The following is a 14,973-nucleotide window of genomic DNA, read 5'->3' as shown; positions in this document are numbered from 1 at the left end:
GAGATGGTCATGAAACATACCAACTTTAATAATTTGCCTTGCCCGATCGCCCGCAGCCTGGGCAAGGTGGGCGAATGGTGGAGCATCCTCATCCTGCGCGAAGCGTTTTACGGCAAGACGCGCTTCGACGAATTTGAAAAGAGCCTGAAGATCGCCCCCACCATCCTGACGCGCCGCCTGGCCGACCTGGTGGAAGGCGGCCTGATGACGCGCCGCCTGTATTGCGCCAAGCCGCCCCGCTATGACTATGTGCTGACCAAGTCGGGACGCGCGTTCAAGCCCGTCCTGCTGGCCTTTATTGCCTGGGGTAACGAGAATTTCGCGCCGGAAGGCGCCAGCCTGGTGATCGCCAGCCGCGACACGGGCCTGGCCGCCGATCCGGTGCTGGTCGACGCCATGACGGGCTTGCCCATCAATGACGAGTACTACGCGTTCGCGCCAGGGCCGGCCGCCAGCGACAGCATGCGCAGCATCATCCTCGACGCGGAAAAAAGCAGCGGCATCGCGCCGAAACCGAAGGCGCCGGCGGCCAACCGCGGCTGGGTGGCGGAAGGGCATCTGGCCTGACGTGTCGCCGTGGCACGGAAAACCAGCCTAAGTTTGGCAAAAAGCAAAACGGGCAATGCCGCATGGCGTTACTGTCGCACTACGGCAAGATTTTTTTGCGCGACATACGTGCAGCACCAGTGCGGCGTGCGCCCGGCGATCCGGGGCGGGCGCCATCCGCGATCCGATGTCCGTTCTAGGAGTATTGCGATGAGCACATTGCATCAACACGCCGGCCGCACTGCCGCGGCGCTGGCGCTGGCGGCCCTGTTGGGCGCCTGTTCCCATGGACCGCACCACCCTGGCGGCCATGGCGTCACCCTGTCGGGCGCGCAGGAAGTGCCGGCCAATACCAGCACGGCCAGCGGCAGTAGCGATATCCGCGTGAGCCCCGACCGCGGCGTCAGCGGCGGCGTGCGCTATACGGGCATGGTGGCCACCGTGGCGCATATCCACGAAGCGCCCGTGGGCGCGAATGGCCCCGTCATCGTCCCGCTGGTGAAAACGGCCGAAGGCATGTTTGCCGTGCCGCCGAATACCACGCTGACGCCGCCCCAGTACGCGAGCTACCAGGCCGGCAACCTGTATGTGAATGTGCACAGCGCCAGCTACCCGGGCGGCGAGATCCGCGCCCAGCTCAAGCCGAAGTAAGGCCCTGGCCTGCACCCAATCCGGTTTCTCCCCAGAACCTCCTTGGGGCCGCGCGAGCGGCCCTTTTTTTGCGCCGCGCTGACGGCGGACGAGGGCGCCGTTACAATGGCTCTCCATGCTGACCATCCTCGCCATCACCTTCCCCTTCTTCGCCCTGGTGCTGTGCGGCTACCTGGCCGTGCGGCGCACCCTGCTGCCGCTGGCCGCCATCGGCGGCTTGAACAGTTTTGTCCTGTACTTCGCGCTGCCGTGCATGCTGTACCGCTTCGGCGCCGCCACGCCCATCGCACAGCTGCTCGATGGCAGCGTGTTCGGCGTGTACCTGCTGTGCGCGCTGATCATGGTCGGCGTCACCATGGCCATGACCCTGAGCCACCGCATCGACTGGAACAACGCCGCCTTCGGCGCGCTGGTGGCGGCCTTCCCGAATACGGGCTTCATGGGCGTGCCCTTGCTGCTGACCTTGCTGGGTCCCCGTTCGTCGGGCCCCGTCATCGTCACCATCGTCGTCGACATGCTCATTACCAGCTCGCTGTGCATCGCCCTGTCGCGCATCGGCAGCGGCGGCGCGCACGGCAGCCGCGCGGCCATCGTCAATGCCATGAAGGGCATGGCCGGCAACCCGATGCCGTGGGCGATCGTGCTGGGGGCCCTGTCGTCGTGGCTGGAACTGGCCTTGCCCAAGCCATTGATGCAGACGGTGGGCTTGCTGGCCGACGCCGCCTCGCCCGTGGCCCTGTTTACCATCGGCGCCGTGCTGGCCCGTTCGCAGATGAGCACCAGCGATCCGGCGCCGATGAAAGAGTACGTGCCGGTGGCGCTGAAAAAGCTGCTGCTGCATCCGCTGCTGGTATGGGGCATCGGCCACGCGGCCATGGCGCTCGGTGCGCCGCTCGATCCTTTTTCGCTGACCTGCATGGTGCTCGTGGCCTGCCTGCCCAGCGCCAGCAACGTCACCCTGCTGTCGGAGCGTTTCGGCGCAAACACGGCGCGCATCGCCCGCATCATCCTGGTGTCGACGGCGCTGTCGTTCCTGACGTTTTCGGCGGCCGTCAGCTGGCTGGCGTGACGTTGGCGGCGATCAGCGCACCGAGCGCCCGGGCCGCGCCGGGCTGGCTGTCGGCCGCCAGGCCGTGCGCCATGCTGGCCTGGTCCTGCATGCTGCGGTTCTGACCCAGCTTCCATTTTCCCGTCAGGCGCGTGAGGGGGATTTCGATGCCGACGATGGCTTTCAACAGCTTGTCGATGTAGGCGGCCGGCGCATCGCTCACCCGCCACGGCGTGGCTTGACCTGTCTCGTGGCGCGCCGTCAGCCGCTCCACCAATCCCAGCAGCCATGCCGCGTCGTCGATGGCGCGCAGGGGGCCGTGCGCATGCACGACCGCATAATTGAAGGTGGGCACTTCCTTGCCGCTGCGCTGCTTTTCCGCATACCAGGCGGGCGTGATGTAGGCGTGCGGCCCCTGGAAGATCGCCATGCATGCAGCGTCTCCGCCTGCCGCGCGCCACAGCGGGTTGGCGCGCGCCACGTGGGCGCGCAGGATGCCGAATGGCGCGTCAGGCGTCGGCGCGGCGATCTCGAACGGCAGGTGGTCGGCGCTCAGGCCATCGGCGCCGTGGCGCACCAGCGCGCCCAGCGGATGCGCCTGGATCAGGCCGTGCAGCACCTCGAGGCGCTCTTCGCGAAAGCTGGATGGCGTGTACATCTAGGCACCGCCTTCGACGACGACGTCGGCCGTCAGGGAATTGGCGATGTAGCAGCGCTCGTGCGCGTCGTGGTGCAGGGCGGCCAGCGCCTCGGGCGAAGGCGCTGCGCCCGCGAAGGCGATGCGCGGGCGCAGCACGATGCGCGTCATGGCCAGCCTCCCGGCGGCATTCTTGCCCAGCTCGCCGACGGCGGCGTCGCGGTAGGCGTCGACGGTGAAACCGCGCTGCGCCGCCAGCGACAGGAAGAACAGCATGTGGCAGCTCGACGTGGCGGCCACCAGCGCCTCTTCCGGATCGACATTCGCCGCCACCGACATGGGCAGCGGCACGGACAGGGGCGACGACGAGGCGGGCACGGTCAGGCCGCCGTCGAATTGCCATTCATGGCCACGGCTGTAGCGCTGGCCGGCGAAATCCTGGCCGTCGCGCTGCCAGGCCACGGTGGCGAAAAACTGATGCATGGATGCTCCGCGAGAGTGAAAGGGAATGCCGTCATCTTAGCGCCAGTTTTGGCTATTTAAAACAGCCAATAAGTGCTATCTTGAAGCTACCAATTCAACCGCCATCCCAGCATGCCAGCCTCCCACCTGAACCAGATCATCGCGGCCTTGCCGCTGCGGCGCGGCGCGCCGGAGCCGCTGTTCCGCCAGCTGTATGCGGCCATCAAGGCGGCCATCCTCGATGGCGGCATGAGTCCCGGCATGCAGCTGCCGCCCACGCGCGAGTTTTGCCGCCTGCTGGCCGTGTCGCGCCAGACCGTGCTCAATGCTTACGCGCTGCTGACGGCCGAAGGCTACCTCGATGGCGCCGTGGGGCGCGGCACCTTTGTCAGCGGCGACGTGCCACTGCCGGTACCGGCGACCAGCACGCCCGGCCTGCTGCGGCCGCTGTCCGCGCGCGGCCAGGGCGTGGTGGCGGCCATGCGCCAGGTGGCGATACACCGGGGGCCGTTGCGCGCCTTTCGCGTCGGCATGCCGCGCATCGACCACTTTCCCTTCGACGTGTGGAACCGCCTGGAAGCGCGGCGCTGGCGCCGTCCCGACCACCAGTTCGGCTACAGCGATCCGGCCGGCTTCCTGCCGTTGCGCGAGCTGCTGTGCGTGTACCTGAAGGCGGCGCGCGGCGTCCACTGCACGCCGCAGCAGATCGTCATCACCTCGGGCTCGCAGCAGGCGCTGTTCTTGCTGTCGACCATCCTGCTGGCGCCGGGCGATGCTGCCTGGATGGAGTCGCCCGGCTACCGCGGCGCCAGCGGCCCGCTGCGCGCGGCCGGTGCGCGCGTGTTTCCCGTTCCCGTCGATGCGCAGGGGCTGGACGTGGCGTATGGCGTGGCGCACTGTCCGCAGGCGAAGCTGGCGTACGTGACGCCGTCGCACCAGATGCCGCTGGGCGTGAGCATGAGTTTGCCCCGCCGCCTGGCCTTGCTGGCCTGGGCCGCGCAGCACAAGGCGTGGCTGGTGGAGGACGATTACGACAGCGAGTACCGCTACACGGGCGCGCCGCTGGCGTCGCTGCAAAGCCTGGACCGGGCCGGCTGCGTGGTGTACGTGGGCACCCTGTCGAAAGTGCTGTTCCCCGGGCTGCGCCTGGGCTACATGGTGGCGCCGCCGGCGCTGGCCGAGGCGCTGGTGCAGGCCAAGGCCGTGATGGATCGCCACACGGCCATCGTGCCGCAGATGGCGCTGGCCGACTTCATCGCCGAGGGGCATTTCGGCCGGCATATCCGCCGCACGCGCGACAGCAATGCCGAGCGGCGCGACCTGCTGTTGCGCGGCATCGCGCGCGAACTCGACGACCAGCTCGCGTGCGGCCCGGCCGACAGCGGCCTGGAACTGTGCGCCTACTTTCGCCAGGCGCCCGCGCACGATGAAGAGGTCGTATCGCGCGCGGGCGTCGAGCGGGGCATCGAACTGCGCCCGCTGGGCCATTATGCGGACCCTGACGCCAGTCCTGCCTGCGCCGTGCCGCCCGGGCTGCTGCTGGGCTTTGCCGCCATTCCGCCGGCCGAAATTCAGCACGGCCTGCTTGAACTGGGGCGCATCCTGCGCGGCCGATAATCTATACTGGCAGTTACCCGCACACGAAGAACACGACCATGAATCTCATCCGCTGCTCCTGGGCCAATCCGGCCAACCCCCGCTACGTCGCGTACCACGACACGGAATGGGGCGTGCCCTGCCACGATGAGCGCCGCCTGTTCGAGATGCTGAACCTGGAAGGGGCGCAGGCGGGCCTGAGCTGGGAAACCATCCTGAACAAGCGGGACACCTACCGTGCCGCCTTCGACAACTGGGACGCGGAAAAGATCGCCGCGTATGGCCCGGACAAGGTGGCGCAGCTGCTGCTGGACCCCGGCATCGTGCGCAACCGCCTGAAGGTGGCGGCCGCCATCACGAATGCGCAAGCCTACCTGCGCCTGCGCGCGGAAGGGCAGACGCTCGACAGCTTCCTGTGGGCGTATGTCGATGGCCAGCCCATCGTCAACAGCTGGCAGCCGGGCGAGTTTCCCGCCAAGACGGCCCTGTCGGACAGGTTGTCGAAAGACTTGCTCAAACGGGGCTTCAAGTTCGTCGGCTCGACCATCATCTACGCCTACATGCAGGGCATCGGCATGGTCAACGACCATGCGCCCGCCTGCTTTTGCCGCGCGGGGCGCTGATGCGCCACGCGCTGGTCCTGCTCGACACGGATTTCGACGGCGCGCGCCTGCGCGCCGCCTGCACCCGGCATGGCGGACGCCGCCTGCACTACATCGCGCTGGCGCCCCGTCCCATCGATGCCAGCCATTTGCCGCAGGAGTGGCGCGCGCAATGGCCGCCCTGCGTGCCCGGCCTGCACCGCATGGTGTCGCGCGATGGCCTGGTCACGCTCGATGTGCTGATCGGCGAGCTTGACGCTTGCCTGGCGCAGCTGTCGGCGCGCGTCGATGAAGTGCATCTGGCGTGGGTGCCGCCGGCGACCGCCGTGCTGGCGCGCCTGATGGTCGACGGCGCCCGCCTGCACGCCGTGCACCTCGACGAGGCGCAGCGCGCGGCGCTGCAAAAAAATGGCTTTGTCTTCGACGAGAGCCGCTTGCGCGCCGTGTTCTATGCCCGGCGCGGCGACAGCGAGGCGCGCGTGGCGCCGGAACGGCGCGCCATCGTCATCGGCGCGGGCGTGGCGGGCGCCGCCGCCTGCGAACGGCTGGCCGCGCGCGGCTGGAAGGTGACGCTGGTCGAACGCCACGCGCAGCCGGCCAGCGAGGCATCCGGCAACCTGGCCGGCATCTTCATGCCGCAACTGTCGAAGGACGACAATATCGCCACGCGCCTGGTGCGCGCCGCGTATCTGTATTCGCTGCGCCATTGGCAGCGCCTGGGCGGCATCGGCGCCGCCTTCGATGGCGCGCAGTGCGGCGTGCTGCAACTGGCGCGCGACGGCGCGCATGCGCAGGTGCAGCGGCAGATCGCCGCCAGCGGCCTGTATCCGCCCGATTTTGCCCGCTGGCTGGAAGCGCCCGAGGCGACAGCCATGCTGGGTTGCCCCGCGCCCGATGGCGCCTGGTGGTTCGCGCAAGGAGGCTGGGCGCGCCCAGCCTCCGTCTGCGCGGCCATGCTCGACGCCTGTGGCACTTTGCTGACGCGGCGCTTTGCCAGCAGTGTGCTGCGCCTGGAACGCCAGGACGGCGAGTGGCTGGTGCGCGATGCGCAGGGTGGCTTGATCGCGGCGGCGTCCACCGTCATCCTGGCCGCCGGCACGGGCGCGCTGCAGTTCGAGCAGGCGGCCGGCCTGCCGCTCGACGCCGTGCGCGGCCAGGTCACGCACCTGGCCGAAGGCAGCTTGCCCGTGCCGCCATTCGTCGTCTGCCGCGAAGCCTACATGACGCCGGCGCATGGCGGCATCGTCTGCGTGGGCGCCAGTTACGACGCGGATGCCGACGCCAGCGTGCGCGCATCGAGCCAGCACGAGAACATCCACAAGGGCGCCGATATCCTCGGCGTCCCTCCGTTCGACGCGCCGCTGGCCGGACGCACGGGTTTTCGCTGCGTGGCGCCGGACCGCCTGCCGCTGGCGGGCGCCTTGCCCGACCCCGGCGTGCCGGGCCGCTGCGAGCGCCTGCGCGACGTGCCGCGCTGGCCCGACCTGTTTGGCTTGCTCGGCTATGCCTCGCGCGGCCTGATCTGGGCGCCGCTGGCGGCCGAACTGCTGGCCTGCCAGCTGGAGGGCGAGCCGCTGCCGCTGGAGCGCCAGCTGGCCGAGGCGCTCGATCCCGCCCGTTTCCTGCTGCGCGAGCGTCGCCGGGCTTCCTGATTGCTCCCCCGGAAGCGAGTTCCGGGGGCGGAACCTCAGGGGGCGACCCCGGTGCCTGCTCTTGGATACGCCGTCAAGAGATGGCGCCAACGCGTGTGAGGGGCTGCCCCCATGCACGTGACCCCATATACGTTTTTCATCTTTCCAAACTCTTTTTAATTTGTTTTCCGAACAACATAAGTTCGCTACAGTGGACTCGTGCTTGTTTTTTGACGACGGAATAAAGAGGTGGACAGATGGCAGCGACAGAACTGGTATTCGACCCCCGCGCCGCGCACGGCGAGGCGGCGTTCGACGAAGTGCTCAATCTCGCGCGCACCCAGGCGCAGGCGCAAGGCTTGCCGTATGCGGGCATCGTCAGCGCGCAGGATGCGTGGCAGCTGGTGCAGGCCGGCAAGGCCGTGCTGGTCGACGTGCGCACGAATGAAGAGCGCACCTTCGTCGGCTACGTGCCCGACTCGCTGCACGTGGCATGGGCCACCGGCACGGCCATGAACCGCAACCCCCGCTTCACGCGCGAACTGGAAGCGAAGGCGGGCGGCAAGGACGCCGTGGTGCTGCTGCTGTGCCGCAGCGGCAAGCGTTCGGCCCTTGCCGCCGAAGCGGCCGCGAAGGCCGGTTTCACGCACGTGTTCAATATCGCGCAAGGTTTCGAGGGTGACCTCGACGGACAACTGCAGCGCGGCCACAGTGGTGGCTGGCGCTGGCACTCCCTGCCCTGGATCCAGGACTAATTCACCTCTCAGGACCACCATGAACCAGCGTGCCTTGCCTCCCGTCCCCCTCGCCGCGCAGCCGCAATGGGAGCTGCGCCAGATCGTCGATGAATTACGCGCCGTGCGCGAGCAGTGGCGCGAAGGGCTGTTGCGCCACCAGGAGTGCGGCGCGCGCGAATTCCCGTCGCGCCAGCATTTGCGCGACATCGTTGATGCCCTGTGCGCGGCGCTGTTCCCCATGCGCCTGGGGCCACTCGACCTGCAGCAGGAGAGCGAGGATTTCTTTGTCGGCCACACGCTCGACACGACCCTGACCGGCTTGCACGAACAGGTGCGGCGCGAACTCAGTTACCACGCGCGCCAGCATGGCTTGCAGCAGACGGTGCCCATCGAACAGCAGGCGCTGGCCATCGTGCAGCGCTTCGCCCGCGCGCTGCCGCGCATCCGCGCCCAGCTCGACACGGACGTGGCGGCCGCCTTCCATGGCGACCCGGCCGCGCACAGCGTCGATGAAGTGCTGCTGTGCTATCCGGGCATCCTGGCCATCATCCATTACCGGCTGGCGCACACCCTGTATGCGCTGGGCGCGCCGCTGGTGGCGCGCATCATCGCCGAGGTGGCCCATTCGCAGACGGGCATCGACATCCATCCGGGCGCCGTCATCGGCAGCAGCTTTTTCATCGACCATGGCACGGGCGTGGTGATCGGCGAGACGGCCATCATCGGCGAACGCGTGCGCATCTACCAGGCCGTCACCCTGGGCGCCAAGCGCTTTCCCGCCGGCGCCGACGGCGTGCTGAAAAAGGGACTGGCGCGCCACCCCATCGTGCAGGACGACGTGGTCATTTACGCCGGCGCCACGATACTCGGGCGGGTGACCATCGGCCAGGGTTCTGTCATCGGCGGCAATGTCTGGCTGACCCGTAACGTGGCGCCCGGCAGCAACGTCACGCAAGCCCACAACCAGCAGGAAGCGGGCGAGGTATCGCTGCCCGCCGCCGCACTTGCACCGCACTCCGCCTTTGCCCACCACCCATGAGGACAGCATGTTGATCAAACAGTTTGGACTGGCCGTGCGCCAGTTGCGCGAAGGGCATGGCTGGTCGCAGGAGCGGCTGGCCGAAGCGGCCGACTTGAACCGTTCCTTCATCGGCGAAATCGAACGGGGCGCGGCCACGCCGTCGCTGCTGACGGTGGAAAAGCTGGCCGGCGCGCTGGGCATCGGCCTGGCGGGCTTGATGGCGCGCTGCGAACCGGAATTGGTCGATTAAGGCGGGTCGATTAAGCGCCGCATTGGTGGCGATAGCATGTTGAGTAAACGAGAGGGGCGTCCGATACTTTATTTGTTTTTCAGATAAGCATATTCACTTTTCTCATTAGGAGTAGTTGATGGCCGAAGCAACCCCCGATAGCCAGTTTGCGCTGGGCGACAACGCCGCGCGCCAGCTGGCCAATGCCAGCAAGAGCGTCCCCCAGCTGTCCACCATCACGCCGCGCTGGCTCGTGCACCTGCTGCAATGGCTGCCCGTGGAAGCGGGTATCTACCGCCTGAACCGCGTGAAAAATCCGAAGGACGTGCGCGTGGCGTGTTCGCAGCGCGACGAGTCGGAACTGCCGCAAACCTTCGTCGACTACGATGACCAGCCGCGCGAGTATTTCCTCAATGCCGTCAGCACGGTGCTCGACGTGCACACGCGCGTGTCGGACCTGTACAGCAGCCCGCACGACCAGATCAAGGAGCAGCTGCGCCTGACCATCGAAACGATCAAGGAGCGCCAGGAAAGCGAATTGATCAACAATCCCGATTACGGCCTGCTGGCCAGCGTGCACGATGACCAGCGCATCTTTACCCTGACGGGCGCGCCCACGCCGGACGACCTCGATGAACTGCTGACGAAAGTGTGGAAGGAGCCCGGCTTCTTCCTCGCGCATCCGCTGGCGATTGCCGCCTTCGGCCGCGAATGCACGCGCCGCGGCGTGCCGCCGCCGACCGTCAGCCTGTTCGGCTCGCAGTTCCTCACGTGGCGCGGCGTGCCGCTGGTGCCGTCCGACAAACTGCCGATCGAAGACGGTAAGACCAAGATTATCTTGCTGCGCGCGGGCGAGCAGCGCCAGGGCGTGATCGGTCTGTTCCAGCCCGGCCTGGCGGGCGAGCAAAGCCCGGGCCTGTCCGTGCGCTTCATGGGCATCAACCGCCATGCGATTTCGTCCTACCTGATTTCGCTGTATTGCTCGCTGGCCGTATTGACGGACGATGCGCTGGCCGTGCTGGAAGACGTGGAGATCGGTAAATACCATGACTACCCAGACACCTACAAGTGATGGTGCGGCGGCCCTGGCGCCGTCTTCGCCGCCTGCATCGCTGTTACCCGACGAAGCAACGCTGAACCGCCTGGCGGGCGAGTTTTTCGCGCGCCTGCCGGGGCTCGCGCCTGCAGTGGACAAATCGCCCAGTCTCGGCGGTTCCGGCAGCGTACTCGATGCGGCGCCCCGCTATGCGAACCGTCCGCCGCCGCAACCCGGTCCTGCGTTCGCCGCCATCGCGCCCGGCGTGGCGACGGCGCAGGTGCCGCCCGTGACGCCTCCGCTGGAGTCGCCGATTGCGCCGGCGCCGGCCTCCGTGCCGACGCCGCGCCTGTCGGCGATCAACGCGCCCGGCGCGCCATCGCCGTATTATTTCATCGGTGGCGCGCACGGCTATCCCGCGTCGGGCCATGGTCTCGACGGCCTGGCGCGGCAGGGACGGGGACAGCACGATGCGGACGACTTGCGTGGCCTGTTTGCCACGCCGCAGCGCGCACCTGCGCGCCAGCTGCCTGTCCCGTCGTCAAACAGCCAGCCCGAGTTCTATTTCCAGACCGTGCTGCCCGCGCAGCCGGCGGGGGCGACACCGGGTGAACACCAGGCGCCGGCGCCGTTCGACGTGCATGCCGTGCGGCGCGACTTTCCCGTGCTGGCCGAACGGGTCAACGGCAAGCCGCTGGCCTGGTTCGACAATGCGGCCACCACGCACAAGCCGCAGTCGGTGATCGACCGCATCGCGTACTTCTATGCGCACGAGAACTCGAACATCCACCGCGCCGCGCACGCGCTGGCGGCGCGCGCCAGCGATGCGTACGAGGCGGCGCGCGCCAAGGTGGCGAATTTTCTCGGCGCCGCCTCGGCCAATGAAATCATCTTCGTGCGCGGTGCCACGGAAGGCATCAACCTGGTCGCCAATACCTTTGGCCGCAAGTACATCGGCAGTGGCGACGAGATCATCGTTTCGCAGCTCGAGCACCACGCCAACATCGTGCCGTGGCAGCAGCTGGCGGCCGAGAAGGGCGCGACATTGCGCGTGATTCCCGTCGACGACAGCGGGCAGATCATCCTCGATGAATTCCGCAAGCTGCTCAACGGGCGCACCAAACTGGTGTCCGTGACGCAGGTGTCGAATGCGCTGGGGACGGTGACGCCCGTGGCGCAGATCATCGCGCTGGCGCATGCGGCCGGCGTGCGCGTGCTGGTCGACGGCGCGCAGGCCGTGTCGCACCTGCGCGTGGACGTGCAGGCGCTGGGCGCCGATTTCTATGTGTTTTCGGGGCACAAGGTGTTTGGTCCGACGGGCATCGGCGCCGTGTATGGCAAGGCCGATTTGCTCGAGCAGCTGCCGCCATGGCAGGGCGGCGGCAACATGATCGCCGACGTCACGTTCGAGCGCACCGTCTACCAGGGCGTGCCGAACCGTTTCGAGGCGGGCACGGGCAATATCGCCGACGCCGTGGGCCTGGGCGCGGCCATCGATTACGTGCAGCGCATCGGCCTGGAAAACATCGCCGCCTACGAGCACGCGCTGCTCGACTACGCGACGCATCGCTTGCAGGCGATCGCCGGCGTGCGCCTGATCGGCACGGCGCTGGACAAGGCCAGCGTGGCCTCGTTCGTGCTGGCCGGCTACGAGCCGGCCGAAGTGGGGCGCGCCCTGAACGACGAGGGCATCGCCGTGCGTTCGGGCCACCACTGCGCCCAGCCGATCCTGCGCCGCTTCGGCGTGGAAGCGACCGTGCGGCCTTCGTTCGCGTTCTACAACACGTACGAGGAGATCGACCGCATGATCGCGGTGGTGCGCCGGCTGGCGGGCGCGCGCCGCTGAGACAGCCCTGCTGCTGGCTGAAAGCCGCCCCGTGCGCCACGCGGGGCGGCTTTGTTGCGTCAGATCACAGACTTCTGCGCTATGCTGGAGCGCTGCCCGGCACGAACGGTATAATTTGCTTGTGGCAACATTTGAGCCGCGGCGCGGTGCCGCTGGCGCCCAAGGAGATATCCGGTGGAAGATCAACACAGCTCGCCCGAGCTTTTCCTGTTCCTGGCGTCGACCGTGCACGACATGAAAAACTCGATCAGCGTGGTCAGCGGCACCCTGGAATCGCTGCTGGCGGCCGAGCAGGCGAAAGAGGTCCCGCAGGCCGACCCCGCCTACCTGCAGATGGCGCAGATGCTGTACCAGACCAAGCGCCTGAACGACAACCTGATCCAGCTGCTGGCCCTGTACAAGGAAGTGGGCAAGCCCGGCTACCCGTTCGACGTGCAGCCGCAGCTGGTCAGCCAGGTCATCGACCAGGTGGTGGACCAGGAAAAGATCCTGCTGCTGTCGAAGGGCATCCGCCTGGAGACGCAATGCCCGCCGGAGCTGATCTGGACACTCGATGAAGACCTCGTCATCGGCGTGCTCGCGCATGCGATCAACAACGCCATCCGCTACACGCGGGACACGATCCGCCTGTCCGTGCGGGAGCACGGCGATTTGCTGGAATTGCGCGTGGAAGACAATGGCGATGGCTACTCGCAGGCGCTGCTCGAGGCGGGCAGCGCGGCCATGGACGGCATGGCGGCCGGCGTGAATTTCTCCACCAACAGCACGGGCCTGGGCCTGTATTTTTCCAGCGAAGTGGCGAAGATGCACAAGCACCGGGGCAGCAGCGGCAGCATCGCGCTGGAAAATGGCGGCGCCCTGGGCGGCGGCTGTTTCATCCTGCGCCTGCCCTGAACGAGGACGCCATGACGACAGACAGCCACGCCACCGCCGCCGAAGCGGGCAGCACCGACTGGGCCGACAAGCATTATCTGCTGGTCGACGACTTCATCGGCATCCGCATCCTGCTGCGCGAATCGCTGCGCAACCTGGGCGCGCGCCATATCGACCAGGCGGCCAGCGGCGGCGAAGCCATGAAACTGCTGGCCAAGACGCGCTACGACGTGGTGCTGTGCGATTACAACCTCGGTGAAGGCAAGAACGGCCAGCAGGTGCTGGAAGAGACGCGCGTGCGCAACCTGACGGCGCCGTCGAGCGTGTGGCTGATGGTGTCGGCCGAGAAAAGCGTGGAATCGGTGATGGGCGCGGCCGAACACCAGCCCGACGCCTACCTGATCAAGCCCATCACGGAAGGCGTGCTGCTGACGCGCCTGAACCGCGTCTGGCACAAGAAGCAGGTATTCCGCGAAATCGACCAGGCGTGCATGGAAAAGGATTATCTGCGCGCAGCCAAATTGTGCGATGCGCAGATCGAGGTCAACAAGCTGCACGAGCTGGAACTGTTGCGCATGAAGGCCACCCTGCTGCTGAAAAGCGGCGAACCGGAAAAAGCCCGCGCCGTGTATGAAAAAGTGCTGGCCGACCGCGATTACAGCTGGGCCAGGGCGGGACTGGGCAAGATCCGCATGAATAACGGCGAACACGAGGCGGCGCGGCAGATCTTCCAGGGCGTGATCGTCGAAAACAAGTACTACATCGACGCCTACGACCAGATGGCCGTCGCCTACCAGCTGATGGGCCAGCACGAGGAAGCGTGCGGCGTGCTGGAAAAAGCGGCGCGCCTGTCGCCCAATTCCGTGCCGCGCCAGCGCAACCTGGGAATGGCGGCGCTAAAAATCGGCAATGTCGGCATGGCGGAAAAGGCCTTCCGCAAGTGCATTTCCATCGGCGAGTTTTCCGTCATGAAGACGCCGGATGCCTACCTGGGCCTGGCGCGCGTGTGCGGCCTCAAAAAGGATGCCAAGGAGGCGCTGCAGTGGCTGCTGCTGGCGCAGCGCGAATTTTCGCCCGAGCAGATCGGCTTGCGCGCCAAGATCACGGAAGGCATGGTGCACCACGAGACGGGCGACTACCGGCGTGCGCGCAAGTGCGGCGACGAGCTCGAAGCCATGCTGGCCGAGGATCCGGCGCGGCCCGAGAAAAGCATCTGCATGGAGCTGGCGACCCTGCTGTTCGCCGTCGGCGTCAAGGATGCGCCGGCCGGCCTGCTGTGCTACGTGGTGAAAAACAACCACGACAACCAGGTGGTACAGGACGAGGTGCAGAAAATCTTCGACAAGGCGAAGATGGGCGACGAAGGCACGAGCATGATCATCGCGTCGCGCAAGGAAGCGTCGGACTTGATGAACAAGGGCGTGCTGCTGTGGAAGACGGACAAGCTCAACGAAGCGGTCAGCTGGATGCGCGCGGCGCGCGAAAAGCTGCCGAACAATCTGCGCATCCTGTTCAATTCGGCGCAAATCATCGTCTCTTTCCTGCAGCAGCGCGGCTACCAGGCGGAGCTGGCGGCCGAGGCCATGGAGGTGTTGTTGTATGTAGACAAAATTGCACCAGGGCAGCAGCGTTTCGCGCAATTGATGGAGCAACTGGTGCAGCTGACGCCGCCGCCCGCGCCGGAAGCGGAACTCGTGGCGCTGGAAAAAGCGCCGCCGGCAGCCGAAAATCCCGGAAAATCCGTGCGCGAGCGCGCCGGATGATAAACTAGGGGCCAGCGTGGGCTTGCCCGTGCTTGAGTTGCTTTACAACAATAAGGAAGAAACTATGCGTGATGTGGTCAATGAAGTGTACAAAAAAATGAAAGTCGGCAGCATTGCCTGGGTACGCCCGGTCGCCGCCAAGGGAGACACGCTGGAAACATTCCAGTCTTCGTACGAGCACGCCAAGGCGCTGGCGGACGAAGGCCTGATCACGATCGGTGACGTAAAACGCCAGGCCGACAATATGATCGAGGCGATCCGCATTCATCGTATCGCCTGATCATATCGCTGCTTG

General features: G+C 66.8%; 16 protein-coding genes. 14 read left to right on the top strand and 2 right to left on the bottom strand.

All coding sequences use genetic code 11. The features are described 5' to 3' along the window. Positions 1 to 9: 9 nt before the first annotated feature. The 3 genes from O0880_RS16255 to O0880_RS16245 all read left to right on the top strand — a co-directional run bounded on the left by O0880_RS16255 (position 10) and on the right by O0880_RS16245 (position 2,266). On the top strand, positions 10 to 567 hold the full coding sequence (locus O0880_RS16255; RefSeq protein ID WP_071326735.1) for a helix-turn-helix domain-containing protein: 558 nt from the start codon (positions 10 to 12) through the stop codon (positions 565 to 567). Positions 568 to 756: 189 nt separating this feature from the next. After that, positions 757 to 1,197: a CHRD domain-containing protein gene (locus tag O0880_RS16250; RefSeq protein WP_289887454.1), complete on the top strand. Its 441-nt coding sequence runs from the start codon at positions 757 to 759 to the stop codon at positions 1,195 to 1,197. 115 nt (positions 1,198 to 1,312) lie between these two features. Beyond that, a complete protein-coding gene (locus tag O0880_RS16245) occupies positions 1,313 to 2,266 on the top strand; it encodes an AEC family transporter (RefSeq protein ID WP_289887453.1) in 954 nt (317 codons plus the stop codon). Here the strand turns inward: O0880_RS16245 and O0880_RS16240 are convergent. Both O0880_RS16240 and O0880_RS16235 read right to left on the bottom strand, forming a co-directional pair. After that, a complete protein-coding gene (locus O0880_RS16240) occupies positions 2,250 to 2,903 on the bottom strand; it encodes an FMN-binding negative transcriptional regulator (RefSeq protein WP_289887451.1) in 654 nt (217 codons plus the stop codon). The two genes, O0880_RS16245 and O0880_RS16240, sit on opposite strands and share 17 nt — an antisense overlap. Further along, positions 2,904 to 3,365: an OsmC family protein gene (locus tag O0880_RS16235; protein WP_071325561.1), complete on the bottom strand. Its 462-nt coding sequence runs from the start codon at positions 3,363 to 3,365 to the stop codon at positions 2,904 to 2,906. 111 nt (positions 3,366 to 3,476) lie between these two features. Between O0880_RS16235 and O0880_RS16230 the strand changes: the two genes are divergently transcribed. The 11 genes from O0880_RS16230 to O0880_RS16180 all read left to right on the top strand — a co-directional run bounded on the left by O0880_RS16230 (position 3,477) and on the right by O0880_RS16180 (position 14,958). Next, on the top strand, positions 3,477 to 4,961 hold the full coding sequence (locus tag O0880_RS16230; RefSeq protein ID WP_289887450.1) for a PLP-dependent aminotransferase family protein: 1,485 nt from the start codon (positions 3,477 to 3,479) through the stop codon (positions 4,959 to 4,961). Positions 4,962 to 4,999: 38 nt separating this feature from the next. Further along, positions 5,000 to 5,563: a DNA-3-methyladenine glycosylase I gene (locus O0880_RS16225; protein WP_289887449.1), complete on the top strand. Its 564-nt coding sequence runs from the start codon at positions 5,000 to 5,002 to the stop codon at positions 5,561 to 5,563. Continuing rightward, positions 5,563 to 7,194, top strand: a complete 1,632-nt coding sequence (mnmC, locus tag O0880_RS16220) for an FAD-dependent 5-carboxymethylaminomethyl-2-thiouridine(34) oxidoreductase MnmC (protein ID WP_289887448.1) — start codon at positions 5,563 to 5,565, stop codon at positions 7,192 to 7,194. Before O0880_RS16225 ends, mnmC begins: the two co-directional genes overlap by 1 nt. 236 nt (positions 7,195 to 7,430) lie before the next feature. Continuing rightward, positions 7,431 to 7,928 carry a rhodanese-like domain-containing protein gene (locus tag O0880_RS16215; RefSeq protein ID WP_289887447.1) on the top strand — a complete coding sequence of 166 codons (498 nt, stop codon included), beginning with the start codon at positions 7,431 to 7,433 and terminating at the stop codon, positions 7,926 to 7,928. 19 nt (positions 7,929 to 7,947) lie between these two features. Beyond that, the gene (gene epsC, locus O0880_RS16210; RefSeq protein ID WP_071325558.1) at positions 7,948 to 8,949 is read left to right on the top strand and encodes a serine O-acetyltransferase EpsC; all 1,002 of its coding nucleotides are present in this window, start codon (positions 7,948 to 7,950) and stop codon (positions 8,947 to 8,949) included. A gap of 7 nt (positions 8,950 to 8,956) precedes the next feature. Beyond that, positions 8,957 to 9,181: a helix-turn-helix transcriptional regulator gene (locus tag O0880_RS16205; RefSeq protein ID WP_034784364.1), complete on the top strand. Its 225-nt coding sequence runs from the start codon at positions 8,957 to 8,959 to the stop codon at positions 9,179 to 9,181. 118 nt (positions 9,182 to 9,299) lie between these two features. Further along, positions 9,300 to 10,232 carry a family 2A encapsulin nanocompartment shell protein gene (locus tag O0880_RS16200; protein WP_071325557.1) on the top strand — a complete coding sequence of 311 codons (933 nt, stop codon included), beginning with the start codon at positions 9,300 to 9,302 and terminating at the stop codon, positions 10,230 to 10,232. Continuing rightward, positions 10,207 to 12,042, top strand: coding sequence for a family 2A encapsulin nanocompartment cargo protein cysteine desulfurase (locus tag O0880_RS16195; protein WP_289887446.1), 1,836 nt, complete (start codon positions 10,207 to 10,209; stop codon positions 12,040 to 12,042). The genes O0880_RS16200 and O0880_RS16195 overlap by 26 nt, the downstream gene beginning before the upstream one ends. Before the next feature lie 174 nt (positions 12,043 to 12,216). Continuing rightward, entirely contained in the window at positions 12,217 to 12,936 is a 720-nt protein-coding gene (locus O0880_RS16190) for a HAMP domain-containing sensor histidine kinase (RefSeq protein ID WP_289887445.1), read from the top strand. 11 nt (positions 12,937 to 12,947) lie between these two features. After that, the gene (locus tag O0880_RS16185; RefSeq protein WP_289887444.1) at positions 12,948 to 14,678 is read left to right on the top strand and encodes a tetratricopeptide repeat-containing response regulator; all 1,731 of its coding nucleotides are present in this window, start codon (positions 12,948 to 12,950) and stop codon (positions 14,676 to 14,678) included. 64 nt (positions 14,679 to 14,742) lie between these two features. Then, positions 14,743 to 14,958 carry a hypothetical protein gene (locus tag O0880_RS16180; protein ID WP_010394693.1) on the top strand — a complete coding sequence of 72 codons (216 nt, stop codon included), beginning with the start codon at positions 14,743 to 14,745 and terminating at the stop codon, positions 14,956 to 14,958. Positions 14,959 to 14,973 lie beyond the last annotated feature (15 nt).

This window comes from Janthinobacterium sp. SUN118, from assembly GCF_030397695.1.
GTDB lineage: Bacteria > Pseudomonadota > Gammaproteobacteria > Burkholderiales > Burkholderiaceae_D > Janthinobacterium.
The sequence above is the reverse complement of the archived record's forward strand: the minus strand, read 5'-3'. Positions and strand labels throughout refer to the sequence as shown.